This is a genomic window from Tenacibaculum sp. Cn5-46 (assembly GCF_022347705.1).
In the GTDB taxonomy this organism is placed as follows: domain Bacteria; phylum Bacteroidota; class Bacteroidia; order Flavobacteriales; family Flavobacteriaceae; genus Polaribacter; species Polaribacter aiptasiae.
The window spans coordinates 67,891-93,376 of sequence record NZ_JAKRGD010000005.1; the positions used below are offsets into that span (position 1 = coordinate 67,891).

Genomic DNA, 25,486 nt, shown 5'->3' on the forward strand with positions numbered 1-25,486 from the left:
TATGAAGCTTCAATTAAACGATATTTTATCAAACATTCCTTTATTAAAGAAAAAAATAGCTGAAATAAGTTTCAAAAACCAAGTTGATAGTGATGAACTATTAATAGAAATGGTAAAGTTTCTAAACCTAATTCATATTACTGATGAAAAACTAAGTCCATCTGTATTAGTTGATTTAGCTTGGCATGAATTTATTTTATTTACCCGATACTATAATGAATTTTGTTTAACTCACTATTCAAGGTTTATACACCACACTCCTAGTGAAAATAGCGAACCAAAAACATTTCAAAAAACAATAGAACTTTATATAAAACACTATAACAAACCACCAGAATCCATTTGGGGTTCGTATGCTATAAAAGAATGGGAAGCTAGCAATTGCGGAGCTTGCCACAATTAAAACCCAACTTATGTATTTAGAAGGTATTATTACCATTGACCCATCTCAACTTACAGAGATTAAAAAAGTAAAACCAACTAAAGCTTTTAAAAAGTTTTTTCATCACTTAACTTTAGGTATTGTTTCCGACAAAGAAGAACGTGAAACTTTTACGGCTGTTGCTATTTTACAGCAACTAAACGCTACTTTTAGAAGTTTAAATATTACTAATATTATTAAAATTGCTCATGATGACATCAATTTTTATCATGATCAAGACGGAAAAGAAAATGATTTAAAATACGCTCTAGACAAGTATGAAATTGAAGTAAACGACGCTATGTCTATTCATTTCAAACAATTAAAACTTGTTTTGGAACACGAAGACAATGATTTCAAATATTTAATAGAAACCGAAATCAATAGAGATCATAAAATAGGTGTTTATCCAATTGTCATAAAAGTTTCTGGATTATTTAAAGAATTTAGCTCAGGAGACATCAATAATAAAATAAGCAAAACTGTTAGTAATCAAGAAAGTTTTGACAAGTTTAAAAACGATAAAAATAAATGGTTTGACTATTTTTTAAACAGAATAAAACTATCCTTAAAAAAACAAATTGAAACTGATGATATACAGACCTATACTAAGAACAAATTTATTTTACCAAAACAAAAAATAAATAATAAAAAAGATATTCAACCTAATACTCAAGGAGGAGGAATATATGGTGGATATCACGGCTTTGACGACTTTCTTTTTTATAGTTTAATTTGGTCTGACATTATGCATCATAATAACAATATTACCATCCAAAATTCTTATTATGAAAATGACAAAGGTGAAGATTTAGGGTATGCTAAAGAAGTAGAAACTTCAAATGATATTTTTGATAGCGAATCTAATAGCGAAACCTTAAACTCTAGCACTTTTGATGAAGATCCTTTAAGTATTAATGAACCTGAGGTTACAGAATCTACTAGTTGGTTTGATTCAAGCTCATGGGGAAGCGATTCAGACTCTAGCTGGTTCGACACTGATTCTAGCTCATGCTCAAGTTGTTCATCATGCTCAAGCTGCTCTAGTTGTTCCTCTTGTGGAGGAGATTAATAAAAAGAAACCACTGTTTACAAATAAACAGTGGTTTCTTTTTTGAATTTTTTTCTTCTAATATTAATTCCCAAAAACAGTAATTACAATTTTTCTCCTACCTCCATAATTACGATGTTCACCTAAATAAATTCCTTGCCAAGTTCCTAGGTTTAATCTTCCGTTAGTTATTGGTATTTGTACCTGACAACCTAGCATAGAACTCTTAATATGCGCAGGCATATCATCTGCTCCCTCATAATCGTGTTTATAATAAGGCATATTTTCCGGAATCATTTTATTAATATGCGACTCGAAATCTTCTCTAACAGTAGGATCTGCATTTTCGTTAATTGTTAAACTTGCAGAAGTATGCTTTATAAAAGCTTGAAATTGCCCTCTCATAATAGTTTGTATTTCTGGAATAGCACTTTCTAAAATATCAGTAATAATATGATATCCTCTTCTAAATTCTGGTAATTGGATTTCTTTTTGATAAAACTTCATTTTGTAAAAATAAAAAAAGCCGTCTTACAATTAAGACGACTTTATTATTACTTTTAGTATAGTTTTAATAACTTATAATTCTCATAGCATTTAAACCTGTTATATCTCTATAGTCATAGTTAATTGTTATCGATTTCATTTCTCCTGAATCTACATTAACCATACCACAACCTAACCCAAAACGCTTAAGAACAACTTGATTTGATTGTAATAAAAAAATCAATTCTTTTGAATCAGAATTACCTAAGCTTTCATCAAAAGTATACACATCTTTCAACTCCTTACCTGTATTAATATCAAACTCTATTAGCTTACTATAATAAACTTTTTTAATTGTATCGTAGATAGTTTTTAATCCAAACATCCTTCCATTATTTCCACATATGACAGAATCATAATCTCCTATCGTAATCGTTTTTTTCTCTTTTGTTACTATATTATATACAAACATTTTATTAGGATCCCCTAAATAAAAGGTCTCTCTTTTATGTACAATTAAAAGTTTTTTATCTCGACTAAAAGTTAATCCTTCCAACCCTTTTTCATTTCCATTTGGACCATTAGGCAAATCATTAAAACGTTCAATAATAGACAATACATTTCCATTAATATCAACTTCAACTAAATCTGCCGAATCTGAGTTTAAAACAAAACCAAATAATCTATCATCTAAAGATGTTAAATCCTCTACACTATTATTTAAACTAATAGTAGTTCTTTTTTTAGTGTTTTGCCCCATTTTTACCAACTCTTCTCCTCTACCACTTTGATATACACTTTGTCTTGTTAAAAATTCTTGCTTATTTTTTAAATACGATAAATCATAATCTATTCTCCCCTGGAGTTTTTCATAACCTCCAATCTTTCTAACTAGTTCTCCTGTATTTACATCAGCTTCATATAAATTAGTATAATTCTCAGGAGTTTTTACATCAGTATTCTTTTGAAAAACATATAATTTATCACCACCAGATGGAGATAAATCTTCATTATTACCACTACAATTTACTAACAAAAGAGCTAGTAAGAAAATACTTATTTTTTTCATATAAATTATTTTTTCTGCAAAAATAAAAAAAGTCATTGATGTAATATCAATGACTTTTAAAACAAACAACTTAATCAAAATCTATAAAAGTTAGTTCTTAATTTAAAATCTCTAGGATTATCCTTGCTTTTTTCCCTTATTACTAGAGCTCCTCCCCAAACACTTTTATCTTTAAATATTCTTTTCATAATTGCCTTCATATCTTTATAGGTCATTTTTTCTAAAGATTGATCTATAGGTACCCAAGCCACATCGCTACAAGATGGTGGAGGCTTTATAGTTCCTGAAACATAATTTGCTTGGTAATAGTGCATCAATGTTGGTTTATGATACCCTTCAAAATGAAAAGTAAACAAACCTCTTAACCTGATATCCTTCACCACTACCCCAATACTTTTTGCCATACTTTTCACAAACTCTTTCATAGCAAAATCTCCAGCAAATTTTCTCCCTTGTATTTCCCAATCATTTCTCCACTTCACTAGCAACACTTCATTGGAACTATTTGTTATTACCAGTTTGATAAATGAATAATTTGGTTCTGTTTTTTTATTCTGCGCAGTTATACTGAAAACCATTAAGGAGAATACTGCTATAATTATTTTCTTATACATTCGTTAATTCAGAATTAAGAAAACCGAATTGCAATAAACAATTCGGTTTAAAATAATCAAAAAATAGGATTTTATTCATCTAAATAATCCTCTAAAACTGTAATCCACCCCTTAACTGGATCCAGTAATAGTTTTTCTGTATTTGCTGTATACTCTAACTGAATAGTTCCCGTTGCCACTGGATCTATATTTTGTCCATCTTTATATGCCCAAACAGTAACTTTTAAATCATAAGTTTGCCCTTCTTTTAAATCATCTTGAGTTTGCCTTAACAACTCTAAGAATGCATAATCAGCAACATTATTTGAGCGATTTACTGTTACTTTTGGATAAAAGAAATAGAAATCGTTTTTATACTTATCTAACTGTGGAATATTTTTAGCAAACTTTGTACTAGTTTTTCTCAATTCTTCTCTTCCTGTTTTTTTACCTGCCATTTCATAGGTAATATTAAACCAAGAACCTGGATGAGAAACTGATAAAGGCTGATCAAAATAAGGCTTAAATGCCACTGTTGAACCTAACTCTTGTTTCGTTATAAAATTAGCTACTTTTTCTACTGGCTGATTCGATCTTGAACTTCTTAAATAGTTAGTTCCTTTAGCAAAAGCAACTTTCCCATGATAATTTTTATATGAATCAAAACGCATTAATTTCTTTTTCGTCTTAGCCATTTTAAGTGAATTTAAATCACTTATAATCATATCTACTTTTGCTTGTGCAGTTTCAATATCCCAAGTATCTAAATCTGCTTTATTCTTTGCCATTACCTCAATTACCGTTCTTTTTGAATCTAATGGTACTGATTCATCGTAGCTATTTATACTTCTATCAGTTTGTTGTGTTTGTGCAATTACCCCTGGAGCAACTTCAAAAACCTCTATATATGATTTTGCTGATGATGACATCCACACAAAAAACATTTTTACTTGTTTTTTTCTAAAATAACTTTCTTTAAAGTTCATTTTTAACTGTGGATTCTCTTGTTTTTTCTCCCAATAATGCAACTGGTTCACAACCTTTCCTTGATCTTCTTTAACAAATTTAAATCCGAAAGCTTTTTTATCTTTTAAACCATGATATTCCCCACTCATTCCAAGCTCATCATTTACACTATTTAAATATCCAAATGTTCCAGATGAGGCTCCTGATGATTTCGATCCTCTTTTAGATTTCTTTTTAGAGGTTACCTTTTTTATTAAGCCTTTAAATTGTGCATTTGTTTCATTTACCCCTCCTAGAAACATCATAGCACTCAACGCGCATGTTAGTATTACTTGTTTTCTCATTTTAATTTAATTTTTAGTTTAGTTAAAAATTTAGTTTTATTGATTTTACTTGTTTTGTTATTCTTCCATTATCCCCTCTTTTACCATTCCTTCCTCTGCTTGAATGTGAATACTTAGGAGCTCCTCCATTTCCACCGTCTCCCCCTTGGTTATTAAGCTCGATATTTAGTTTTGTTACAGATGGATCTTTTATTAATAAGATATTTCCTCCTGCTCCTCCATAACCACCATTTCCTCCGTTTGGTGAACTTTTACGACCTTCATCTCCATTCATTCCTCTTCCCCCTTGGTTATTGATAATTAACTTTGTGTCTGTAGTCAGCTTATATCTAGCTACGTGCTTATTTTTGGTAGTATTGTAAATGTCTATTTTATTCAGTTTAACCCCAGTTTGTTTATGATTTACTGTTTTTACTTTTATGGTAAGATTATCACCTCTTCCTGCATGCTGCCCATCTTTACCTTGAAAAACAGTTACATATTTATGACGTTCGTGCCCCCAAAATCCCTGTTGATTAACCTGAATAGAAACATTATTAGTTGTATTTATATGTTTTTTTGCTTTTAGTTGCGGATGATATTTAGAAGTTATTTCCAATGTTACTCTATCATTCTTTAATGATTTTGCATCTTCATCTACCCTTACTTCATCAATAGTATTGCTACATCCTTTGTGTGTTAATTTGAAATCACTCCAAGGAATTTTCCCACCTAAATTTTTTGTTGATAATTTACTTCCATCTTTAAGTATTGCAATTACCCCATACTTTATAGCTTCTGAAAAATGTGCTACTTTTTTTGGTGTGTTTACCAACTTAATTTCTATACTTTTAACCTCCTTTGCTTCTAATGAGTTTTTCTTTCTTTCTACTTCTACTAATGCAGCTTTTTGTTCTTTTACTTCAGCTCTAGCTGTAGTTTGGTTTTTAAATACAGATTTCGAATATTCTTCTACTAATTTATTTAGTTCATTATATTTTTTCGAAAGGCTACCTCCTTTTGTAAATACATACTTTGTAGTTGCTTCTTCTTTCCCATTCCAACTATAATACACCCCGATTCCATTTACAAACGTTAATCGGTAGGTAGAAAAACTAAAATACGCCGGATGTCCTGGTACATCTGGTTTGAAATTCTCATCCAAAATCCCAGCCCTCTTTACTAAAACATTTGAAACATTGTTTCCTTCTTTTGTAAATGTTATTGGCCATTGCTTTTTTACTTTGACCATTTTGTATTTTTTGTACGAAACTTTTTCAACTTTAAAAACAGTATACTTACCTGACTGAAATGCTTCTAATATTTTATTTTGATTTTCTTGCGACTGACATAGAACTGCCAAAAGCATAAATATTATTGAAATATTTTTCCTCATTTTAAACCCCATTTTTGTCTTAGATTATTTTTAAGACAAATAAAATTCAGTTTTCAATATTTAGTCATAAATTACTTCCGAACGAATAATTTTCTTTTCCGAAAAGAAATACTCACAAACAAAAAAAGGTCTCCACATAACTAATTGTGAAGACCTTACAACATAAAAACCACTTTACTCTTAAGGTAAAAAGTTTTATCAAACTTAAATTCTCTTTTTTTTAAACCTTATTCTAGAACTATACTTCTTTTAATAAATGCACCATCCTCAGTTTTCAATCGAACTATATACTCTCCTCTTTCTAAAACTGGTAATTTAATTGTATTAAATCCTTTTCCTTTAAATTTAGTTCTCGCCTTTATAATTTCTTTTCCTAAAGAATCAAAAACAAACACTTTTGTTTCTCCTTTTGGGATCCCTGTTATTCTTAAAGTTTTTTTATTCAACATAAAAACAATTTTATCTATTCATATTAACAATTTACATGTATATAAATTAACGTGATATTTAACTTACTTTCTCTTTATCATTTCCCAACCACCTTTTTTAACTTCCAAAAGAAAAACCACCTATTTTATTATAGATGGTTTCTTATTATATTTTTACAACTACTAAGAACAGAAAAGCTCTTCAAAATGTTCTTTATAACTCTTGCTAATTGGTATTTTTAAATCTGTTTTTAGCTTTACTTCTTTCTCTTTTTTAGAATATGTTTCTATTTGATTAACATTGATAATCCACGATCTATGCACTCGAGCAAAATCATTATCTGTACATAATAATTTTTGATAATAACTTAGCTTTTTGGCCACCACATACTTTTTATCGCTATTCGTGTAAATTATAGAGTACATTCTATCTGCCTCTATACATAAGATATCACTTAGATTTACAATAGCATAGTCTGTTTTATAAGGAATAGCTATCCTTTGAAGTTCTTTTTTATTACTCTTTAAAACCTCTAGATTAGAATTGGAACTTCCTAGGTTCTTTATTACCTTTTTTACCGCCTCTTTTAATCTTTCTATATCAATTGGTTTTAACAAATAATCTATTGCCGCAACCTCAAATGCTTTGATTGCATACATATCATAAGCTGTAATAAAAACAATTTGAAAATCGACACTTTCAAACTCTTCTAAAAGTTGAAATCCATTTTTTCTTGGCATTTCTATATCTAAAAAAACCAATTGTGGTTTTGTTTTTTTAATTTCTTCAACCGCCTCATCTACATTAGAAGCTTCCGAAACCACTTCAATCTCTTTGCAAAAAGCATTTAATAAATATTTTAAATTCTCTCTTGCATTTAACTCATCATCAACTATTACCGCTTGTATCTTTGCCATCTTAATTTACATAAGGTATTTTTACAACTACTTTTGTTCCTTTTTCTACTTTTTCATAAACAACTCCTATATCTGTTTTATAAAACTCTTTAAGCAACTTTAATCTATTTTCAATAGCTTTTATTGAAGAATCTTTCGATTCTAGCTTTCTGTTTAACGTATTTATTTGCTTAGATGCCTCAATTCCAATTCCATTATCAATCACCGAACATATAAATACTTCTTCTTGATAAAACTCGATTTCTATTTTCTTCTCTCCTTCGATTTTATGAAGCAAACCATAACGAATTGCATTTTCCACAAATGGCTGTATTACAGCTGATGGTATTTTTATTTCTTCTATATTTTTCTCTCCTCTTATTTCGTATTCAAAATCTTGTTTAAAACGTAACTTCTCTAACTCTAAATACTTTTTTAACATTGATAATTCTACACTAAAATCTACAAAACTTTTTTCACTTGTTTTTATACTCTCTCTCATTAACAAAGAGAATTTTGTTAAATACTTATAAGCTTCCTCTTTATTTCCTGCTAATATTAAGCTCTGTATTGAATTAATAGTATTGAATAAAAAATGTGGATTCATTTGAGATTTGAGTGCTTTCAATTGAAGACTTGCCAATTCACTTCTCTTTCGTTCTTCCAACTCTAAATAAGCTTGCTCTAATTTCTCTTTACTTAACAATAATTCTTTTTCGTGCTTTTTATTTAAATTATCTGAATAATTTAAAATTACGTAAGCTGCAACAAATACAGAAAATACTAATACTGGTAAAATTGTATTATCGGGATAATGCTTGTAAATTAAATTTGGAACAAAATACAATATGAAGCAAAGCACAAGAATACTTATATTAATCCATTTTTTTTCTATTAAAATCAAACCTATCAATGGATAAATGAAATAAAAGTTTTCTATTAAACTTAATGGCGTGGTATAATTTGCAAAAACAAAAGTAATTCCTATTATAGAACATATAAAAAGTACTCTTGCCAATATGTAAAAGTGCTTATACTGAAAAAGAAAAATAATAAATATGAGGACATAAGAAATTCCATGCATTATCAAACTTCCCTCTAACTCTCTTTCAAAAATAATATCGAAAATAGTTATAACCACTATCAATATTGACCATGTAAAACAAAAGATATTTAACAATTTTACCTTTTTATTTTCTTTTGCATCATTAGATGGTAATATACCTATATCAAATATTTTATGTATAAAAGATTTCATTTTGTTTTTGTCCCCCGCCTTTTTAAGGCTTAGTTAAATTTATTTTTTTAGTTTGTTTTTATTAAAAACTTCTTCCTAAACTCAAAAATTAACTTCCTAATAAAATTATAATCCGATTGTATAGGGAAGTCTCACCACAACCCTAGTACCCTCTTCTACATCTTCAAAACACACACCGATATCTATCTTGTAGTATTCTTTTAAGAAAGCCAATTTGTCATCTATTGCCTTGGTTGAAAATGATTCTCTAGTAACTTTATTTTGAATTTTCAGCTCTTTAGCTGCTTTTATCCCTATACCATTATCTGTTATTATACATATTAAAGCATCTTCTTGCTTAAATTCTATAAGCACCTTCTTATCATTTCCTTTTTTATGCAAAAGTCCATGTTTCAATGCGTTTTCTATATAAGGTTGAATAATCATAGTTGGTATTTTTATATCACCTACATTTTCATTTCCTATTATTTCATATGAAAACTCTTCTCTAAAACGTAACTTTTCTAATTCCAAGTATTTTTTTAATAATTGTAATTCCTCATCAAAATGAACAAAACTCTTCTTACTCATATTTAAGTTTTCTCTTATTAGTAGAGAGAATTTTGTTAAATAATCATAGGCTTTATATTTATCTCCCCTTAAAACTAAGTTTTGAATTGAATTTAAAGCATTGAAGGTAAAATGAGGGTTCATTTGAGATTGCAAACTCTCTAACTTAGATGACACTAATTGTTTCTGTATTCTTTCTCTTTCTAGTATTGCCTCTTGCTTTCTTTTTAATGCTTTTAATCGAGCATTAAATCTATACCAAATTACTAAAAACAAAGATGTAATTATACTTAATATAAACCACCATTCTTTATAAAATGGTAACTGGATCTCAATATCAATCTTTTTAATATTACTTTCTTTATCACCGTTGAAATCAACCGTTTTTAATTCAAACCTATACTTTCCTGCTGACAAATCATTAAATGTAATCTGATCTACTCCTTTATATAAAACATCCCATTTATCATTCTTCTTATTTTTTATTAAGCGATATTTATACTGCAAACTTTCCTCAGTCAAAAAACCATTTGCATGAAATTTAAATTGTATTTTATTTTCATTATGTTTTAAGCTGTAGGTATCTTTTATTTTAAGATGTTCGTCATTTACCAAAACATCTGAAAAGTAAAAATCTTGCACCTCCATCTCTTTAAAAACCTTGTCTTTATCTACTTCAAACACCCCTTTATTCGAACTAAAAAACACAGATTTATCAAACACAACTATATCTGATATATTATAAGAGTTAACCCCGTCTCTCTTTGTTAAATTTTTAAACGTTCCACTCTTCACATCTAATACCTGAATTCCTCTATTGGTAGAAATCCAAAGTGAATTTTCATTTGCTTTAATTACACTTGTCAAATTAGATATCAATCCATTTTCTTTTGTATAATTTACATATGCCTTTCCATTTTTAACCCCTATCAATCCATCTTTAAAAGTAGACATCCATATAGTTCCATCAGCTGTTTCCTCTATATCGAGTGCAAAAATTGGTTTATTTTTATATAAAACTGGAGTAGGATTTAATTTTTCATCATACACTTTTACACCATTTACGTATCCTACATATATTTTCTTACTTCGTTTACTATAGTGTGCTGAATAAGATCTTTTCACCCCTATTCTAACTCGTTCTTCATTATCCTTTACATGATTAATAGAAGCATATGCAAATGCTGCAAATATTATTTTCCCATCTTTATACAATGAAAAATCTTTAGCATTCCCATACGATTTAAGCTTCTGATACTTTAACGTATTCACATTTAATATTGCTGAATTTGATGCAAAACTTATTAAAGCTTTATCCTTATCCAATCCAATAATTGAAAATACTTTTTCTTTAGACCCTACATCTACATCCCTTTTCTCACCCGTTACCACATTTAAAAGCGTTAAGTACCCATTAGTTGATCCAAACAATACTTTGTCTTTTCCAACCTTACTCATCGCGCTTATATTCTGATTTACATCTTTACTTTTATATTTATTTAAATAAATATTAGGTATTATGAATATCCCATCTCTCAAAGTAGAACACCAATAATTGTTATTAGAATCTTTAATTACTTGAGTTATTTGTTTATCCTTAAAATAAGTTTTTACATGTTTTATCTCTCTATTTTCATATTCACATACATAAACTCCTTTTTCTGTACAAAACCACAATTCATCATTTCTAATAAAAATCCTAATTGTAAAATGCTTTTTTAAATCTTCTGGTAGTTTTACTTTAATCAATTCATTATTCTCCTCTACAACCAACATTCCTTTTTGATTTTTAACTACATCTCCATTAAAATCATAACTATAATGAAACTGTTTATTTTGAAACTTAAAGCTCCTCCAGTTTACACCAGAATATTTAATCGTATTTTTTAAACTTTGAATTCTCTTAAATGTTTTTCCATCTGTTGAATAGTTCATTTTGGTATCACTCAAGTAAAATAAAGTATCTCTCTTCTTAAAAACAGAAGCTATAGAGTTGTTATTATTTATCAATGCAGTCTCTTTAGTTTTTAAGTTTACATTTAAAACGTACCAGAAATTAGAAATAATTAAATACTCTTTAAAAAATCGGAACTCTGCTAATTGACCATTAGCTTGCTCTTCTATATCAATAAAAAGCTTTAGCTCATCATTTTCTACATAAAAAAATTGCCCCGTAATATTATTACACCAAACCCTTCCTTGACTATCTAATTTTAAACCAAAAACAGACAATGCTCTTTTTTTAGGATGTGAATAGTTTTTAAACTCTTTTCCATCATACCTAAAAAGCCCTTTATCAGCTGCCAACCAGATATAACCTTTTTCATCTTCTAAGACATCATAAAATTCAATATCTGGCAATCCGTCTTTTTCCGTTAAATGCTCAAAAACGGGATGTTGTGAGAACAATACCCCACTAGAAAACAACAAGATTAAATAAAGAAATAGCGTATTTTTTTTTACCATAATTCAAAGCTACATTTTTAAGTAATAGTTTAAACTTAAAAATAAAATATTTTAATTTCTAATTAACATAATTGTTTTAAGGGGATTACAATTGTATTTAAACAAATCGCTAATCAATATTTTTTTCTACAGAATAAACGATATTCTTTCCGAACGACAACATATTGTTTCCGAATGGAAGTTTTAAACTTCCTTAAAAACAAAAAGAGACTGTTCTAAATAGAACAATCTCTTTTAAATAATATGTATGTAAGTTAAATCTTACTTCACTTCTTCGAAATCTACGTCTTCAACATTATCTCCCTGAGCATTATTTCCTTCAGGTTGACCTTGCTGAGCTCCTGCATTTCCTCCAGCTTGTTGCTGTGCAGCATACATTTCTTCAGAGGCAACTTTCCAAGCTTCATTAATCTTTTCCATTGCAGCATCAATTTGTGCAAGGTCTTTAGATTCGTGAGCAGCTTTTAATTCTGTTAAAGCAGCTTCAATTGGACCTTTTTTATCATCTGATAATTTATCTCCAAATTCTTTTAATTGCTTCTCAGTTTGGAAAATCATAGAATCTGCTCCATTAATTTTCTCAGCTGTTTCTTTAGCTTTTGCATCTGCATCTGCATTTGCTTCAGCTTCTGCTTTCATTTTCTCGATTTCTTCATCAGATAATCCAGAAGAAGCTTCAATACGAATATCTTGAGACTTCCCTGTTGCTTTATCTGCTGCAGACACATTAATGATTCCGTTTGCATCAATATCGAAAGTTACTTCAATTTGAGGAACTCCTCTTTGAGCTGGTGGAATATCTGTTAATTGGAAACGACCAATTGTTTTGTTATCTGCTGCCATCGCTCTTTCACCTTGTAATACGTGAATATCTACCGATGGTTGGTTATCTACTGCTGTAGAGAATACTTGAGATTTCTTAGTTGGAATAGTAGTATTTGCTTCGATTAACTTAGTAAATACATTCCCCATAGTTTCAATTCCTAATGATAAAGGTGTAACATCTAATAATAATACATCTTTTACATCACCAGTTAAAACTCCACCTTGAATTGCTGCTCCTAAAGAAACAACCTCGTCTGGATTAACTCCTTTACTAGGTGCTTTTCCAAAGAACTTCTCAACTGCTTCTTGAATTGCAGGAATACGAGTTGAACCTCCTACTAAAATTACTTCATCAATATCAGAAGTACTTAAATCAGCATTTCTTAACGCTGCTTGACATGGCTCAATAGTTCTCTTTACTAAATCATCAATTAAAGCTTCAAACTTAGCTCTAGTCATTGTTCTAACTAAGTGTTTTGGTCCAGAAGCAGTAGCAGTAATATATGGTAAGTTTATTTCAGTAGAAGTTGTACTAGATAATTCAATCTTAGCTTTTTCTGCAGCTTCTTTTAAACGTTGTAAAGCCATTGGGTCTTTACGTAAGTCCATATTTTCTTCTGCCATGAACTCATCAGCTAACCAGTTGATTATTTTCTCATCAACATCATCTCCTCCTAAGTGAGTATCTCCATCAGTAGCTAATACTTCAAATACTCCATCTCCTAATTCTAAGATAGAAACATCATGTGTACCTCCACCAAAATCAAATACTACAATTTTCTTATCATCGTTTGCTTTATCTAATCCATAAGCTAATGCTGCTGCAGTTGGCTCGTTTATGATACGGCGAACTTTTAATCCTGCGATCTCACCAGCTTCTTTAGTAGCTTGTCTTTGTGCATCATTAAAATATGCTGGAACAGTAATTACAGCTTCTGCTACATCCTGACCTAAGTAGTCTTCAGCAGTTTTTTTCATTTTCTGTAATACCATTGCAGAAATTTCTTGTGGTGTATATAAACGACCATCGATATCTACACGTGGTGTATCATTATCTCCTTTTACAACTTTATAAGGAACTCTTCCTGCTTCTTTTTCAGACTCAGAAAATTTATTCCCCATAAAACGCTTGATAGAATAAACAGTTTTTGTTGGATTCGTAACAGCTTGTCTCTTTGCTGGATCTCCTACTTTTCTTTCTCCTCCTTCAACAAAAGCCACAATAGATGGCGTAGTTCTTCTTCCTTCAGCGTTAGGAATTACTACTGGCTCATTTCCTTCCATTACAGAAACACATGAGTTGGTAGTACCTAAATCTATACCTATAATTTTACTCATAATTGTTATTTATCTTTTTTAAATTTTAATTCAATTTTACGAGTAGTTATAGTCAAAGTGTATGCCAATAACTTTTTGCTTTTGTTTTGGCAGAAAAAGTTTTAAAAACATGTACAATAAATGACATAGTGTCACTAATCAATCATTTCTTTATAGTGACTGTATACCAATTTAATATTACAATAAGTATTTTGTAGTGCAACAATTGTTTCTTCTGAATTTTTAAAAACAACTTTGGTTATCCCTTCTTCTATTTGAGGTGTCAATACCCCTTGATGTGTGGAATGCATCAAATACCAGTGTGTTTCTTTTAATCGATGCTCTCCTTTTTGAAGGAATAAGTGATAGGTATTTGTTAACTTCCTTATAATTTCTAAGTTTGAAACCCCACATTCTTCTTCAACCTCTCTAATTGCAGTTTCTTCTATGCCTTCGCCTTTCTCAATACGTCCTTTAGGTAAATCCCATTTATTCCCCCTATAAATAAATAAGACTTCTTCATTATCGTTTAAAACCAAACCACCTGCAGCAATCATCACTTTAAACTTCATTCTAAAGTCTTCCCAATCTTTAGGCAAGTTTGTTGAAAATAAATAAACACCTTGTAACTTACCCAACTTCAACTTATAAATAACTTCATCTAAAGTTGTGTTTTTGTATATAAAAGCAGGATAATTTTCTTCATTTTTTATTGAAGTTGTAAAAATTATTGGCTTATCATTAACAAAAACTTTATACATTTGCGTTATGGATTTTAACAAAGATACGGCAAAAAAAACAGCTGAACTTCTTTTGCAGATAAAAGCAATAAAATTAAGCCCTAACGAGCCTTTTACTTGGGCTTCAGGCTGGAAATCACCAATTTACTGTGACAATAGAGTTACTTTATCTTACCCACCAGTTAGAAATTTCTTAAAAGAAAAAATAGCAAAGCTAGTTGAGGAAAAACATGGTAAACCTGATGTAATTGCAGGAGTAGCTACTGGAGCTATTGCTATTGGTATATTAGTGGCTCAGGAATTAGGTGTTCCTTTTATTTATGTTCGCCCTGAACCAAAAAAACACGGTAGAAAAAATCAAATTGAAGGACATTTAGAAAGTGGTCAAAATGTTGTTGTAATTGAAGATTTAATTAGCACTGGTAAAAGTAGTTTAAATGCTGTTAAAGCTTTAAAAGAAGCTCATGCAAACGTTAAAGGAATGATTGCTATCTTTTCTTACGGTTTTGCTGTAGCTACTGAAAACTTCGAAGCTGCAAATGTTGAACTTACTACTTTAAGTAATTATGAATATTTACTAGAGCAAGCGTTAGATAGTAAATATATTACCAGCGAAGAATTAAGACTTTTAGAAGATTGGAGAGTTGGTCCTAGTGAATGGAAACAAGAATCATAAAAAAATAAACACATGAATATTGAAGGAAATAAAGTAACAGTAAAAAAATCGGCAAAAGATATTTTTGATTTTTTTTCTAAACTTGAAAACTTTGAACAATTAATGCCAGAAAACACTCAAAAATTTGAAGTTGATGGTGACAGTTTTATTTTTGGTTTAAAAGGAATGCCAGAAATAAGATTAGTGATGAAAGAGAAAACTGAGTACTCAAACATTACTTTAGGAGCTGCTAGTAGTAAATTACCATTTACTTTATCTTCAGATATTAGTGAAGTTTCTGAAAACGAATGTGAAGTTGTATTAAAATTCAATGGAGATTTTAATCCTATGATGGCAATGATGGTAAAAAAGCCATTAACTAAATTTATTGAAACATTAACAGATAATATTTCAAAAATATAAATTAAGCAAATGAAACTTCCTTAAGGTCAAATTCCTTAACAGTTTCATCTTCTAATTCTATTTGGAGTTTTCCAATACTTGAAACTCCAATTATTTTACCCATAAACAAAATGTTCTGTTTGTCTTTAAACATAGACGGAACATTTTTTTTATACAAAACCTTTAAATATTCTTTTTCTAAAAATGAATATTCTTTTCTCTTTAGAATTTCTATTTTTTTTTCAAGACTTAAAATCACTTCATTTAATAATAAGTCTAAATCAAACTCTTTATTTAGAATTTTTTTTAAAGATGATGCATTGGGTAAATTAATAGGAAAACTATCCTGATTTACATTAATTCCAATTCCTATTATTGATGAACTAATTTGTTTCCCTTTTAAAACATTTTCAATTAAAACCCCTGCTATTTTTTTATTTCCTGACATAATGTCGTTAGGCCATTTTACAGATAACTTAGGTAATTTTAAACGATTTAGCACTTCAAAAACACTCAAAGCAACACTATAACTTAAACTTTTTTGATTAATAATCTGTAAGTCTCTAAATTTACAAAACACACTAAAAGTCAGGTTTTTACCAGACATTACTTCCCATTTAGCATTCATCTGACCTCTACCAGAAGTTTGACTTTTTGCTACTACAACAGTAAAGTCTTCAACAATAGAATTTTCTGCCATTTCCTTCAAAAAAGAATTGGTAGAATCGATGGCATCAAGTTTGATTATTTTCATATAAGTTTTGCAAGTAAAACAAGTATCAATATTACATAAATTACTCGCAAAAAAATAATAACTTTGCTAAAACTTAAATTTTTTTGATGACAAAAGAACAAGCAAGCGCGGACGATTTAATAGCTGTGATTATAAAGGGGATTGATGAGGTAAAAGGAGAAGACATCCAACTACTAGATTTAAGAGAAATAGAGAATACTGTTTGCGATTATTTTATAGTATGTTCTGGTAATTCTAACACGCAAATTAACGCCATTTCTGGCTCTATACAAAAATTAGTAAGTAAAGAACTTAAAGATAAACCTTGGCATGTTGAAGGGCAAGGAAATGCTGAATGGGTTCTTATGGATTACGTAAATGTTGTTGTACATATATTTCAAAAACAAGTACGTGAATACTATGATATTGAAAGTCTTTGGGGAGATGCAAAAATCACTGAAATTAACCCAGCTTAATTGCTAACAAATTTAGACACCTTATTTTATGAGTGAAAAGAAAAAAAATACGCCAAAATTTACTTTTAATTCGTTTTGGCTGTACATACCAATCTTAGTTATTCTTTTAGGAATAAGCTATTTTAATTCTGGAGATTTAGGCTCTAGAAATATTTCTAAAAATGAGTTCACAAAAATCTTGAAGGCAAACGATATTGAAAAGATTGTTGTTGAGAATAATAACGTAGCTCAAATATTCTTAAAGCCTGAAGCTGAGAAAAAAGAGGATCACAAGAAATTAACTGATTCTCCTTTTTACAGAAAAGGAGCACCTTTATATAGTTATAATTTTGGTGATTTACAGAATTTTGAAAACGAAATCGACAAGGCTAAAAAAGAAAACAATCTTGACTTCGATAAAGCTAACATCGAAAGAACAAGTATGTTTGACACCATTATTAGTTTTTTACCTTTTATACTACTAATTGCTATCTGGTTATTCTTTATGAGAAGAATGTCTGGTGGAGCTGGCGGTGGTGCTGGTGGTGGCCAAATTTTCAATATTGGAAAATCTAAAGCAAAACTTTTCGATCAAGACACAAAGGTAAAGACAACTTTTAAAAATGTTGCTGGTTTAGAAGGAGCTAAAGAAGAGGTTCAAGAAATTGTTGACTTCTTAAAAACTCCTGAAAAATACACAAAATTAGGAGGTAAAATTCCTAAAGGTGCTTTATTAGTAGGACCTCCTGGTACAGGAAAAACATTATTAGCTAAAGCAGTAGCTGGAGAAGCTGGAGTTCCTTTCTTCTCTTTATCTGGTTCTGATTTTGTTGAAATGTTTGTTGGTGTTGGTGCTTCTCGTGTAAGAGATTTATTTAAACAAGCACAACAAAAATCACCTTCAATCATATTTATTGATGAGATTGATGCTATTGGTAGAGCTAGAGGTAAAAACAGTATGACTGGTGGTAATGATGAACGTGAAAACACTTTAAACCAGTTATTAACTGAAATGGATGGTTTTGGTACTGATACGAATGTTATTGTATTAGCAGCTACTAACCGTGCAGATGTATTAGATAAAGCCTTAATGCGTGCTGGTCGTTTTGATCGTCAGATATACGTAGATTTACCAGATTTACACGAACGAAGAGAGATTTTTGAAGTACATATTAAACCATTAAGATTAGCTGACAATGCTAATTTAGAATTCTTAGCACAACAAACTCCAGGTTTCTCTGGTGCGGATATAGCAAACTTATGTAACGAAGCTGCCTTAATTGCTGCTAGAAACAACAAACCTGCTATTGAACATCAAGATTTCTTAGATGCTGTTGATAGAATTGTTGGTGGTTTAGAAAAGAAAAACAAAGTAATTACTCCTAAAGAAAAAGAAGTTATTGCTTTTCATGAAGCTGGTCATGCTACAGTTAGCTGGATGCTTGAACACGCAGCTCCATTAGTAAAAGTAACTATTGTACCTAGAGGACAATCATTAGGTGCTGCTTGGTATTTACCAGAAGAAAGAAAAATTGTTCAAACAGAACAAATGTTAGATGAAATGTGTGCTACTATGGGAGGTAGAGCTGCAGAAAAATTAATATTTGATAAAATATCTACAGGAGCTTTAAGCGACTTGGAAAAAGTCACAAAACAAGCTCGTGCCATGGTTACCGTTTATGGTTTAAATGAAAAAGTAGGAAACATCACTTATTATGATTCATCAGGAAACGATTCATTTGTAAAGCCATATAGTGATGATACAGCCAAAACAATTGACGAAGAAATTTCTAAAATAATTGAAGGGCAATATCAAAGAGCTATTGATATTTTAGAAGAACATAAAGATAAACTTACTTTACTTGCAGAATTATTACTTGAAAAAGAAGTTATCTTTAAAGCTGATTTAGTAAAAGTATTTGGTGAAAGACCATTTGAAAAAAAAGAAGATAACGAGAAAACAGACACATTAACTGAAGAATAGTTTTATTATTTAATGAGTTTTTTTAAAAAATTATTTAAATCATATACAGAATCATCTAGAGAAAAAAAGATTAACGAACAAGAGGTCAATCTTTCTCTAGATGATTCTTTCGTACACAACTTTATCAATAAAGGAGGAAAATTTTTATACTGTACATCTATTAAAGAAGTTACCAATAACTTAAAACATATTCTACAAGAAAACAACTGGAAAAAAGTTACTTGTACCGATTTTGACCTATTAAAAATTGTTGAAAATGTAGATGTTAGTATCCAAAAACACTCTTCTGAATCTATTCCTTTTTTCACTTCTTGTGAACATTTAATAGCTAACAAAGGAGACATCTTATTCTCCTCTAACCAACTAGGAAGCAACAAATTATCATCTCACTCTAAGCACTTTATTGTTTATGCTACTACAAGTCAACTCGTTAAAAATATGGGAGAAGGCTTAACTGGAATTAAAACTCACTTTAGTGGTAACATTCCTACAAATATTAGCTCTACTACAAATTACAAAATAGATATTGAAGATGATAGTTTTTTAAGTTATGGAAATAGTAACTCAAAAAACTTATATTTGCTGCTCTTTGAAGACCTTTAAGATATAAATATGTCCAATCTTATAACAAGAAGTATTTCTGCACTTGTTTATGCTATAATTTTTATTTCTGCTATTCTATTTTCAGCAGAAACATATATAGGATTACTTGCTATTTTTGCAACAGTTTGTATTTATGAATTTTCAAAAATCATAAATCTTAAAAACATTATCCCTTATGTATTTTTAATTGCAATAATATTCTTATCAATAAAGCAACCAGCTTTTTCGTTGACAGAACCATTAATTGCAATCTCTTTAGTTGGACTAACAGGATTACTTTATTTACTTATTAGCACTAAACCGATTAAATACAATAGTTTTATTCAGAAGTTAGGATTACATATTATATACCTAATACTTCCTTTTTATTTTTTAATAAAACTACCTTTTATAGATAATAACTATGTTCCTAATATGATTATTTACATCATTATAATCATATGGACTAACGATAGTTTCGCCTATTTAGTTGGTAAAAATTTTGGAAAGCATAAATTATTTGAATCTGTTTCTCCTAAAAAAACAATTGAAGGTTTTATTGGAGGCTTGGCTTTTTCTATTCTTGCTGGTATTTTAATTGCAAAATTCTCCAATGTTTTCTCAACTATAAATTGGATTGTTATCGCAATTATTGTTTCTATATTGGGTTCTTTAGGCGATTTGGTTGAATCGAAATTTAAAAGACAAGCAAAAGTAAAAGACAGTGGTACAATTATGCCAGGACACGGTGGACTATTAGATAGGCTAGATAGCTTGTTTTTTCTTGCTCCCTTCGTATATTTGTATGTACATTACATAATGTAATTATACACCTTATCATTCTTCATGATTAACGATCTAGATATAGAGTTTAATAAAGCTTACGAAAAAGCTTCTCGGATTAAAGAAAAACTCCCTCCTGATATAATGCTTAAATTGTATGCATATTACAAACAAGCTGTTAAAGGAGACCAATTTTCTTTTAACACCGACGATAACTTGAGAAATGCTTTTAAGTTTAATGCTTGGATGCAATTAAAAGGAATGAGTGAAGATGATGCAAAAAGAGAATATATCAACTTAGTCAACTCAATTATAAAATAAACAATCCTTATGAAAAAAATTATTTCTTCATTATTAATATGTGCTACTATAGGTAGCTTAGTATCATGTAAATCGGAAGCAAAAAAAGAAGCCCCTGCTAAACCAGAAGTTAAAGTAGAAAAAAAGGCTGCTTTTGTTTTACAAGATGCAGACAACCTTATCAACTGGACAGCATATAAAACTACTGGTAAAACTCCTGTTAACGGTCAGTTTAAAAAAGTAACTATTACTTCAAACGGAGAAGGAAACACAGCAAAAGAAGCTATTAATAATGCTGAATTCTCTATTCCTGTTAGCAGTATTTTCACTAAAGATTCTAGTAGAGATTTTAAAATCAAAAAATTCTTTTTTGCTGTAATGGATAAAACTGAATTACTTTCTGGAAAATTAATTCTAGAAAACGATTCTATTGGATATTCTGATTTAACTATGAATGGAGTTACCAAAAAGCTTCCTTTTAAGTATTCAATTAATGGAAAAAGCTTTAGTCTAAGCGGAGTAATGAAGATTACCGATTGGAAAGCCGAAAAGGCTTTAGCTTCTTTAAACGAAGCTTGTAAAGATTTACACAAAGGTGAAGATGGTGTTTCAAAAACTTGGGACGAAGTTGCTATCAATATCACTTCTACTTTTAAATAAAACTTATTACATATATACAAAAGCCTAAGAATAAATCTTAGGCTTTTCTTTTTGATTAATATTTTATTTAATGAACACCTTTCATCATTCGTTTTATAGGCAAAGAAAAGATTATAACTAATACCCCTATTAACGAAGCTATAATTCCAAAATTTGCATACACTGACACATAAGTATACAACTGTTTAAACACTTCTGTTTTTTGCATTATAACATCACTCGACAAACCAGTTACAGACTCTGTAACCTCTCCAAAGACACCTTTTGAAAACACTCCTAGCTCACCATTAGAAACAGCTGTTAGTTTAGCTATTTTTCCAGCAAAAAAATGTCCGTAAAAATTAGCAGAGAACCAAACTCCCATTATAAAAGCTACATATTTTAACGGTGATAATTCTGTCATTTTTGATAAACCTATTGGCGACAAAAACAACTCTCCTACTGTATATACAAAAGTCCCTAACACCAAATAAAACATTGGCGTTTTAGCAAACTCATCTACCTGTTGAGCTGATAAACCAAATACAACAAATCCTAAACCTAAAAAGAACAATCCTAAACCAAATTTAACTACCGAGTTAGGGTTTCTTTTTATCTTGTTTAAAAAGATCCAAAGCATTGAAAATGGTATTGCCAACAGTATTATAAAACCTGAATTTATACTGTTCGTTTGAGCTGCATTCATTAAAACTAAATTAACATTTCTATCAACAAATAATGTCAACGAACTCCCTGCTTGTTCAAAAATGGCCGAAAATAATGTATACAAAACTGTAAAATATACTGCCACTAATAACTGTTTACGCTCTGACAAAGTAACCTGTTTTAGAATATAGCTTAAGTAAACAATTAAAAAAAGCGAAACTACCCAAACCAAATAATGCTCAAATTGATGAAAACGTACTATTAATGCAAAAATAGGTACTGACAAAAAAGCTCCAATTGTTACTAAATTACCTGACTTTATCCCTAAGCTTTTTCTATTATACAATGCTTCGTTAGGAATTAAACCGTGATCTTCAAAGACTTCTCTTTTAAGCCCATTATTAAAAACCAATAAACCTATTAACATCCCTATACCAGCTAAAACAAATCCATAATGCCAACCATATGATTCTGCTAACCATGCACATAATAATGGAGCTACTGCTCCACCTATATTAACCCCCATATAAAATATTGTAAACCCTGCATCTCGTCTTGTATCTTCTTTCTTATACAACTTACCTACAAAAGAAGATATATTCGGTTTAAAAAAACCATTTCCTACTATTATTAGCGATAATGAACTATAGAAAAACACTGGATGTTCAAAAGTTAAAAAAAAGTGACCTAAAGCCATTAAAACACCTCCTAATATAATAGCCTTTCTAAAGCCTAAAATTTTATCAGCAAGTACTCCTCCAATCATAGGAGTTACATACACTAAAGACATATAAGCTGCATAAATTCCGAAAGACATTTCATCTGAAAAAAGTAAATGTTTTGTCATGTAAAGCACCAACAAAGCTCTCATACCATAAAAGGAAAAACGCTCCCATAATTCTGCAAAAAATAAGTACAATAGTCCTCTTGGGTGACCAAAAACATCTGTTGTTGACGTATAAGTTTTCATATAAATAAAAGTTTTAGCTAAACTATTTTTTGACTAAAACTTTTTAAAACACTGTAGTAAATTGTTATAAAAAATAAGTTTTGTGAGTTTTTGTAACCCTTAAAAAACCTAGCATTAATAAAGATTTAACATTTTAACTCACTAAGTTAATAGTAATACTATTAAATTTGCAGATATAATAATTATTTATGAAAAATCTACTTTCAAATCTTAAAATTGAAATTCCTTGTGGAATTTATATTAAAGACCCTGAGACATCCGATTTAGGAAAAAGAATTATTGAGCATAGTATTGTACTTATTGAAGAAATTGGTTTTGAAAAATTTAACTTTAAAAAACTAGGTCAAAAAATAGGTTCAAACGAAAGTTCTATTTATAGATATTTTGAAAGTAAGCACAAGCTATTAATCTACCTAACTTCATGGTACTGGGGCTGGATACAATATCAATTAGTTATTGAAACTTATAGTATTCAAGATTCAAAAGATAAGCTAAGTAAAGCCATTGAAGTAGTTACTAAAACTACTAAACAGGATAGTAATTTCTCTCACATTAATGAGATTTTATTAAACCGAATTGTAATAGATGAAAATTCTAAATCTTATTCTACAAAAAAAGTAGATTCAGAAAACAAAGAAGGCTTTTTTAGATTATACAAAGAAGTAGTTAGACGGTTAGCTAGCATTATTAGCCAATATACACCTTCATACAAACATCCTTTAACATTAGCTAGTACTATTATTGAAGGAGCTTTACATCAACAATTCATTAAACAACACTTTAAAACATTAACGAATTGCGATGACCAAATAACACCAACATCATTTTTTATTGACTTAACTCTTAACACTCTTGCTAATGAACGATAATAAAACATTAACCCCTTGGAAACGTTTTGTTGGCTTATTAAACCTTGAAAAAAAAGACACATTCCAAATTGGATACTACGCCATATTTGAAGGAATTGTTGCCCTATCTCTTCCTTTAGGAATACAAGCTATTATTAATTTACTTCAAGCTGCTCAGGTATCAGCTTCTTGGATTGTTTTGGTAATATTAGTTACCTGTGGTGTAGGTTTTAGTGGTGTTTTGAAATTGATGCAAATTAGAATTATAGAAACTATTCAACAACGAATATTTACAAGAGCTTCTATTGAGTTAAGTTATCGATTTCCTAAAATAAAAATGAAAGAATTAGAAAACTATTATCCCCCTGAATTGGCTAATAGATTTTTTGATACACTAACTATTCAAAAAGGACTTTCTAAAGTTCTTATTGATGTGCCTTCGGCATTCTTACAAATTATTTTTGCCTTAATATTACTTTCTTTTTATCATCCATTTTTTATTGTATTTGGAATTCTTTTACTTTTATTAATTTATGTAGTATTTAAATTTACTGCAGAAAAAGGGTTAGAAACCAGTTTAAAAGAATCTAAAAACAAATATAAAGTTGCACACTGGCTACAAGAAATTGCTCGTACCATTATTAGCTTTAAATTATCAGGTAAGACAACTTTAGCACTTCAAAAAAGTGATGATCTAGTAAGTGAATACTTACAGTCAAGAGAAAGTCACTTTAGAGTATTAGTTACTCAGTATATCCAAATGATTAGTTTTAAAGTTATAGTAACTGCTGGACTATTATTAATTGGTGGATTCCTTGTATTGAATCAACAAATGAATATTGGTCAATTCGTTGCAGCAGAAATCATCATTTTATTGGTTATTAACTCTGTTGAAAAACTTATTGTTGGACTTGAATCTTTTTACGATGTATTAACTTCAATTGAAAAACTAGGTCAAGTAGTAGATAAACCTATTGAATCTCAAAAGGGAACAAATGTTGAGAATTTTGACGAATTCAAAATAGAGATTCAAAATGCAAGCTATGTAACATCAGCAAAGGAAACACCTATACTTAATGACATTTCTTTTACGATTAATCCAAAAGATAGAGTTTTAGTTCAAGGAAAAAGTAGCTCAGGAAAATCTAGCTTATTGCAAATGATTGCTGGAGTTATTGAACCAACTTCTGGAAATATCTTTATCAATAATTTATCGATAAAAAGCCTTTTATTAAATAGTTATAGATCAAATTTAGGGTTATCACTTTCAGAAGAAACTCCATTTGAAGGTACAATTCGTGAAAATATAACTTTTGGTGATGAGAAAATTACTGATGAAGAAATTTATGAATTATTTGATGCCATTGGCTTGTGTTATTTTCTAAAACATCAACCTAACGGCTTAGACACTTTTATTCAACCAGAAGGTAAGTTAATTGGTTATACAGTAGCTAAAAAATTAATTTTAGCTAGAGCTATAATTAGCAAACCAAAATTACTAATACTAGAAGACCCTCTTGATCAATTAGAAAAAGAGGAAGCTCAAAAAATAATTGATTACATCACAGACAAATCAAAACCTTGGGGATTAATTATAGTAAGCAGTAATGATGCTTGGAAAAAGAAATGCAACAAACAAATAACACTTGTAAAAGGAGTTATTGTAAACTAAAAAGAACATACA

General features: G+C 29.6%; 25 protein-coding genes. 12 read left to right on the top strand and 13 right to left on the bottom strand.

Translation table 11 applies throughout. The features are described from left to right. Position 1 precedes the first annotated feature (1 nt). Positions 2 to 403 carry a hypothetical protein gene (locus MHN29_RS10995; RefSeq protein ID WP_235275721.1) on the top strand — a complete coding sequence of 134 codons (402 nt, stop codon included), beginning with the start codon at positions 2 to 4 and terminating at the stop codon, positions 401 to 403. A gap of 10 nt (positions 404 to 413) precedes the next feature. Then, entirely contained in the window at positions 414 to 1,493 is a 1,080-nt protein-coding gene (locus MHN29_RS11000) for a hypothetical protein (RefSeq protein WP_235275722.1), read from the top strand. Between the two features lie 63 nt (positions 1,494 to 1,556). Here the strand turns inward: MHN29_RS11000 and MHN29_RS11005 are convergent, their stop codons facing one another. The 11 genes from MHN29_RS11005 to MHN29_RS11055 all read right to left on the bottom strand — a co-directional run bounded on the left by MHN29_RS11005 (position 1,557) and on the right by MHN29_RS11055 (position 14,806). After that, positions 1,557 to 1,979, bottom strand: a complete 423-nt coding sequence (locus tag MHN29_RS11005) for a secondary thiamine-phosphate synthase enzyme YjbQ (protein WP_235275723.1) — start codon at positions 1,977 to 1,979, stop codon at positions 1,557 to 1,559. 64 nt (positions 1,980 to 2,043) lie between these two features. Continuing rightward, a complete protein-coding gene (locus MHN29_RS11010; protein ID WP_235275724.1) occupies positions 2,044 to 3,027 on the bottom strand; it encodes a hypothetical protein in 984 nt (327 codons plus the stop codon). 74 nt (positions 3,028 to 3,101) lie between these two features. Further along, positions 3,102 to 3,641: a hypothetical protein gene (locus MHN29_RS11015; RefSeq protein ID WP_235275725.1), complete on the bottom strand. Its 540-nt coding sequence runs from the start codon at positions 3,639 to 3,641 to the stop codon at positions 3,102 to 3,104. Positions 3,642 to 3,712: 71 nt separating this feature from the next. Further along, positions 3,713 to 4,930, bottom strand: a complete 1,218-nt coding sequence (locus MHN29_RS11020; RefSeq protein WP_235275726.1) for a hypothetical protein — start codon at positions 4,928 to 4,930, stop codon at positions 3,713 to 3,715. 22 nt (positions 4,931 to 4,952) lie between these two features. Continuing rightward, a complete protein-coding gene (locus MHN29_RS11025) occupies positions 4,953 to 6,305 on the bottom strand; it encodes a hypothetical protein (RefSeq protein WP_235275727.1) in 1,353 nt (450 codons plus the stop codon). Positions 6,306 to 6,532: 227 nt separating this feature from the next. After that, positions 6,533 to 6,754, bottom strand: coding sequence for a T9SS type A sorting domain-containing protein (locus tag MHN29_RS11030; RefSeq protein ID WP_235275728.1), 222 nt, complete (start codon positions 6,752 to 6,754; stop codon positions 6,533 to 6,535). A gap of 162 nt (positions 6,755 to 6,916) precedes the next feature. Beyond that, positions 6,917 to 7,651 (bottom strand): LytTR family DNA-binding domain-containing protein, encoded by a 735-nt coding sequence (locus MHN29_RS11035; protein ID WP_235275729.1) that lies wholly within the window; start codon positions 7,649 to 7,651, stop codon positions 6,917 to 6,919. 1 nt (position 7,652) lies between these two features. Continuing rightward, complete coding sequence (locus MHN29_RS11040; RefSeq protein ID WP_235275730.1) at positions 7,653 to 8,888, bottom strand: sensor histidine kinase; 1,236 nt, start codon at positions 8,886 to 8,888, stop codon at positions 7,653 to 7,655. Positions 8,889 to 8,993: 105 nt separating this feature from the next. Beyond that, the gene (locus MHN29_RS11045) at positions 8,994 to 11,903 is read right to left on the bottom strand and encodes a sensor histidine kinase (protein WP_235275731.1); all 2,910 of its coding nucleotides are present in this window, start codon (positions 11,901 to 11,903) and stop codon (positions 8,994 to 8,996) included. 261 nt (positions 11,904 to 12,164) lie between these two features. After that, a complete protein-coding gene (gene dnaK / locus MHN29_RS11050) occupies positions 12,165 to 14,066 on the bottom strand; it encodes a molecular chaperone DnaK (RefSeq protein WP_235275732.1) in 1,902 nt (633 codons plus the stop codon). A gap of 134 nt (positions 14,067 to 14,200) precedes the next feature. Beyond that, positions 14,201 to 14,806 (bottom strand): NUDIX hydrolase, encoded by a 606-nt coding sequence (locus MHN29_RS11055; protein ID WP_235275733.1) that lies wholly within the window; start codon positions 14,804 to 14,806, stop codon positions 14,201 to 14,203. Positions 14,807 to 14,813: 7 nt separating this feature from the next. Here MHN29_RS11055 and pyrE point away from each other — a divergent pair, with 7 nt between their 5' ends. After that, positions 14,814 to 15,461, top strand: a complete 648-nt coding sequence (gene pyrE / locus MHN29_RS11060) for an orotate phosphoribosyltransferase (protein WP_150900713.1) — start codon at positions 14,814 to 14,816, stop codon at positions 15,459 to 15,461. A 12-nt stretch (positions 15,462 to 15,473) separates the two neighbouring features. Continuing rightward, the gene (locus MHN29_RS11065) at positions 15,474 to 15,863 is read left to right on the top strand and encodes an SRPBCC family protein (RefSeq protein ID WP_235275734.1); all 390 of its coding nucleotides are present in this window, start codon (positions 15,474 to 15,476) and stop codon (positions 15,861 to 15,863) included. A gap of 1 nt (position 15,864) precedes the next feature. Here the strand turns inward: MHN29_RS11065 and MHN29_RS11070 are convergent, their stop codons facing one another. After that, entirely contained in the window at positions 15,865 to 16,596 is a 732-nt protein-coding gene (locus tag MHN29_RS11070; RefSeq protein ID WP_235275735.1) for a biotin--[acetyl-CoA-carboxylase] ligase, read from the bottom strand. An 86-nt stretch (positions 16,597 to 16,682) separates the two neighbouring features. On the opposite strand from MHN29_RS11070, the gene rsfS reads away from it, so the two are divergent. From rsfS to MHN29_RS11100, 6 genes are read left to right on the top strand one after another with little or no spacing between them, the layout of a single operon-like run. Further along, positions 16,683 to 17,051 carry a ribosome silencing factor gene (rsfS, locus tag MHN29_RS11075; protein WP_150900710.1) on the top strand — a complete coding sequence of 123 codons (369 nt, stop codon included), beginning with the start codon at positions 16,683 to 16,685 and terminating at the stop codon, positions 17,049 to 17,051. A gap of 28 nt (positions 17,052 to 17,079) precedes the next feature. Further along, entirely contained in the window at positions 17,080 to 19,014 is a 1,935-nt protein-coding gene (gene ftsH, locus MHN29_RS11080) for an ATP-dependent zinc metalloprotease FtsH (protein WP_235275736.1), read from the top strand. A 12-nt stretch (positions 19,015 to 19,026) separates the two neighbouring features. Then, entirely contained in the window at positions 19,027 to 19,617 is a 591-nt protein-coding gene (locus MHN29_RS11085) for a hypothetical protein (RefSeq protein WP_150900708.1), read from the top strand. 9 nt (positions 19,618 to 19,626) lie between these two features. Further along, positions 19,627 to 20,421: a phosphatidate cytidylyltransferase gene (locus tag MHN29_RS11090; protein WP_235275737.1), complete on the top strand. Its 795-nt coding sequence runs from the start codon at positions 19,627 to 19,629 to the stop codon at positions 20,419 to 20,421. A gap of 21 nt (positions 20,422 to 20,442) precedes the next feature. Next, on the top strand, positions 20,443 to 20,700 hold the full coding sequence (locus MHN29_RS11095; protein WP_150900706.1) for an acyl-CoA-binding protein: 258 nt from the start codon (positions 20,443 to 20,445) through the stop codon (positions 20,698 to 20,700). Positions 20,701 to 20,709: 9 nt separating this feature from the next. Beyond that, positions 20,710 to 21,339, top strand: coding sequence for a YceI family protein (locus MHN29_RS11100; protein ID WP_235275738.1), 630 nt, complete (start codon positions 20,710 to 20,712; stop codon positions 21,337 to 21,339). Between the two features lie 67 nt (positions 21,340 to 21,406). Here MHN29_RS11100 and MHN29_RS11105 read toward each other — a convergent pair whose 3' ends face one another. Continuing rightward, complete coding sequence (locus tag MHN29_RS11105) at positions 21,407 to 22,954, bottom strand: peptide MFS transporter (protein ID WP_235275739.1); 1,548 nt, start codon at positions 22,952 to 22,954, stop codon at positions 21,407 to 21,409. A gap of 188 nt (positions 22,955 to 23,142) precedes the next feature. Here MHN29_RS11105 and MHN29_RS11110 point away from each other — a divergent pair, with 188 nt between their 5' ends. Further along, positions 23,143 to 23,823: a TetR/AcrR family transcriptional regulator gene (locus MHN29_RS11110; protein ID WP_235275740.1), complete on the top strand. Its 681-nt coding sequence runs from the start codon at positions 23,143 to 23,145 to the stop codon at positions 23,821 to 23,823. After that, a complete protein-coding gene (locus MHN29_RS11115; protein WP_235275741.1) occupies positions 23,813 to 25,474 on the top strand; it encodes a peptidase domain-containing ABC transporter in 1,662 nt (553 codons plus the stop codon). The genes MHN29_RS11110 and MHN29_RS11115 overlap by 11 nt, the downstream gene beginning before the upstream one ends. Positions 25,475 to 25,486: the final 12 nt, after the last annotated feature.

What these genes read in the sequence shown, in the direction of transcription:
- MHN29_RS11035 (WP_235275729.1), bottom strand. Translation starts at nt 7,651, where the DNA reads ATGGCAAAGATACAAGCGGTAATAGTTGATGATGAGTTAAATGCAAGA.
- pyrE (WP_150900713.1), top strand. Translation starts at nt 14,814, where the DNA reads ATGGATTTTAACAAAGATACGGCAAAAAAAACAGCTGAACTTCTTTTG.
- MHN29_RS11045 (WP_235275731.1), bottom strand. Translation starts at nt 11,903, where the DNA reads ATGGTAAAAAAAAATACGCTATTTCTTTATTTAATCTTGTTGTTTTCT.
- MHN29_RS11095 (WP_150900706.1), top strand. Translation starts at nt 20,443, where the DNA reads ATGATTAACGATCTAGATATAGAGTTTAATAAAGCTTACGAAAAAGCT.
- MHN29_RS11115 (WP_235275741.1), top strand. Translation starts at nt 23,813, where the DNA reads ATGAACGATAATAAAACATTAACCCCTTGGAAACGTTTTGTTGGCTTA.
- MHN29_RS11020 (WP_235275726.1), bottom strand. Translation starts at nt 4,930, where the DNA reads ATGAGAAAACAAGTAATACTAACATGCGCGTTGAGTGCTATGATGTTT.
- MHN29_RS11000 (WP_235275722.1), top strand. Translation starts at nt 414, where the DNA reads ATGTATTTAGAAGGTATTATTACCATTGACCCATCTCAACTTACAGAG.
- dnaK (WP_235275732.1), bottom strand. Translation starts at nt 14,066, where the DNA reads ATGAGTAAAATTATAGGTATAGATTTAGGTACTACCAACTCATGTGTT.
- MHN29_RS11065 (WP_235275734.1), top strand. Translation starts at nt 15,474, where the DNA reads ATGAATATTGAAGGAAATAAAGTAACAGTAAAAAAATCGGCAAAAGAT.
- MHN29_RS11005 (WP_235275723.1), bottom strand. Translation starts at nt 1,979, where the DNA reads ATGAAGTTTTATCAAAAAGAAATCCAATTACCAGAATTTAGAAGAGGA.
- MHN29_RS11070 (WP_235275735.1), bottom strand. Translation starts at nt 16,596, where the DNA reads ATGAAAATAATCAAACTTGATGCCATCGATTCTACCAATTCTTTTTTG.
- MHN29_RS11110 (WP_235275740.1), top strand. Translation starts at nt 23,143, where the DNA reads ATGAAAAATCTACTTTCAAATCTTAAAATTGAAATTCCTTGTGGAATT.
- MHN29_RS11025 (WP_235275727.1), bottom strand. Translation starts at nt 6,305, where the DNA reads ATGAGGAAAAATATTTCAATAATATTTATGCTTTTGGCAGTTCTATGT.
- MHN29_RS11085 (WP_150900708.1), top strand. Translation starts at nt 19,027, where the DNA reads ATGAGTTTTTTTAAAAAATTATTTAAATCATATACAGAATCATCTAGA.
- rsfS (WP_150900710.1), top strand. Translation starts at nt 16,683, where the DNA reads ATGACAAAAGAACAAGCAAGCGCGGACGATTTAATAGCTGTGATTATA.
- MHN29_RS11105 (WP_235275739.1), bottom strand. Translation starts at nt 22,954, where the DNA reads ATGAAAACTTATACGTCAACAACAGATGTTTTTGGTCACCCAAGAGGA.
- MHN29_RS11055 (WP_235275733.1), bottom strand. Translation starts at nt 14,806, where the DNA reads ATGTATAAAGTTTTTGTTAATGATAAGCCAATAATTTTTACAACTTCA.
- ftsH (WP_235275736.1), top strand. Translation starts at nt 17,080, where the DNA reads ATGAGTGAAAAGAAAAAAAATACGCCAAAATTTACTTTTAATTCGTTT.
- MHN29_RS11040 (WP_235275730.1), bottom strand. Translation starts at nt 8,888, where the DNA reads ATGAAATCTTTTATACATAAAATATTTGATATAGGTATATTACCATCT.
- MHN29_RS11030 (WP_235275728.1), bottom strand. Translation starts at nt 6,754, where the DNA reads ATGTTGAATAAAAAAACTTTAAGAATAACAGGGATCCCAAAAGGAGAA.
- MHN29_RS11015 (WP_235275725.1), bottom strand. Translation starts at nt 3,641, where the DNA reads ATGTATAAGAAAATAATTATAGCAGTATTCTCCTTAATGGTTTTCAGT.
- MHN29_RS10995 (WP_235275721.1), top strand. Translation starts at nt 2, where the DNA reads ATGAAGCTTCAATTAAACGATATTTTATCAAACATTCCTTTATTAAAG.
- MHN29_RS11100 (WP_235275738.1), top strand. Translation starts at nt 20,710, where the DNA reads ATGAAAAAAATTATTTCTTCATTATTAATATGTGCTACTATAGGTAGC.
- MHN29_RS11010 (WP_235275724.1), bottom strand. Translation starts at nt 3,027, where the DNA reads ATGAAAAAAATAAGTATTTTCTTACTAGCTCTTTTGTTAGTAAATTGT.
- MHN29_RS11090 (WP_235275737.1), top strand. Translation starts at nt 19,627, where the DNA reads ATGTCCAATCTTATAACAAGAAGTATTTCTGCACTTGTTTATGCTATA.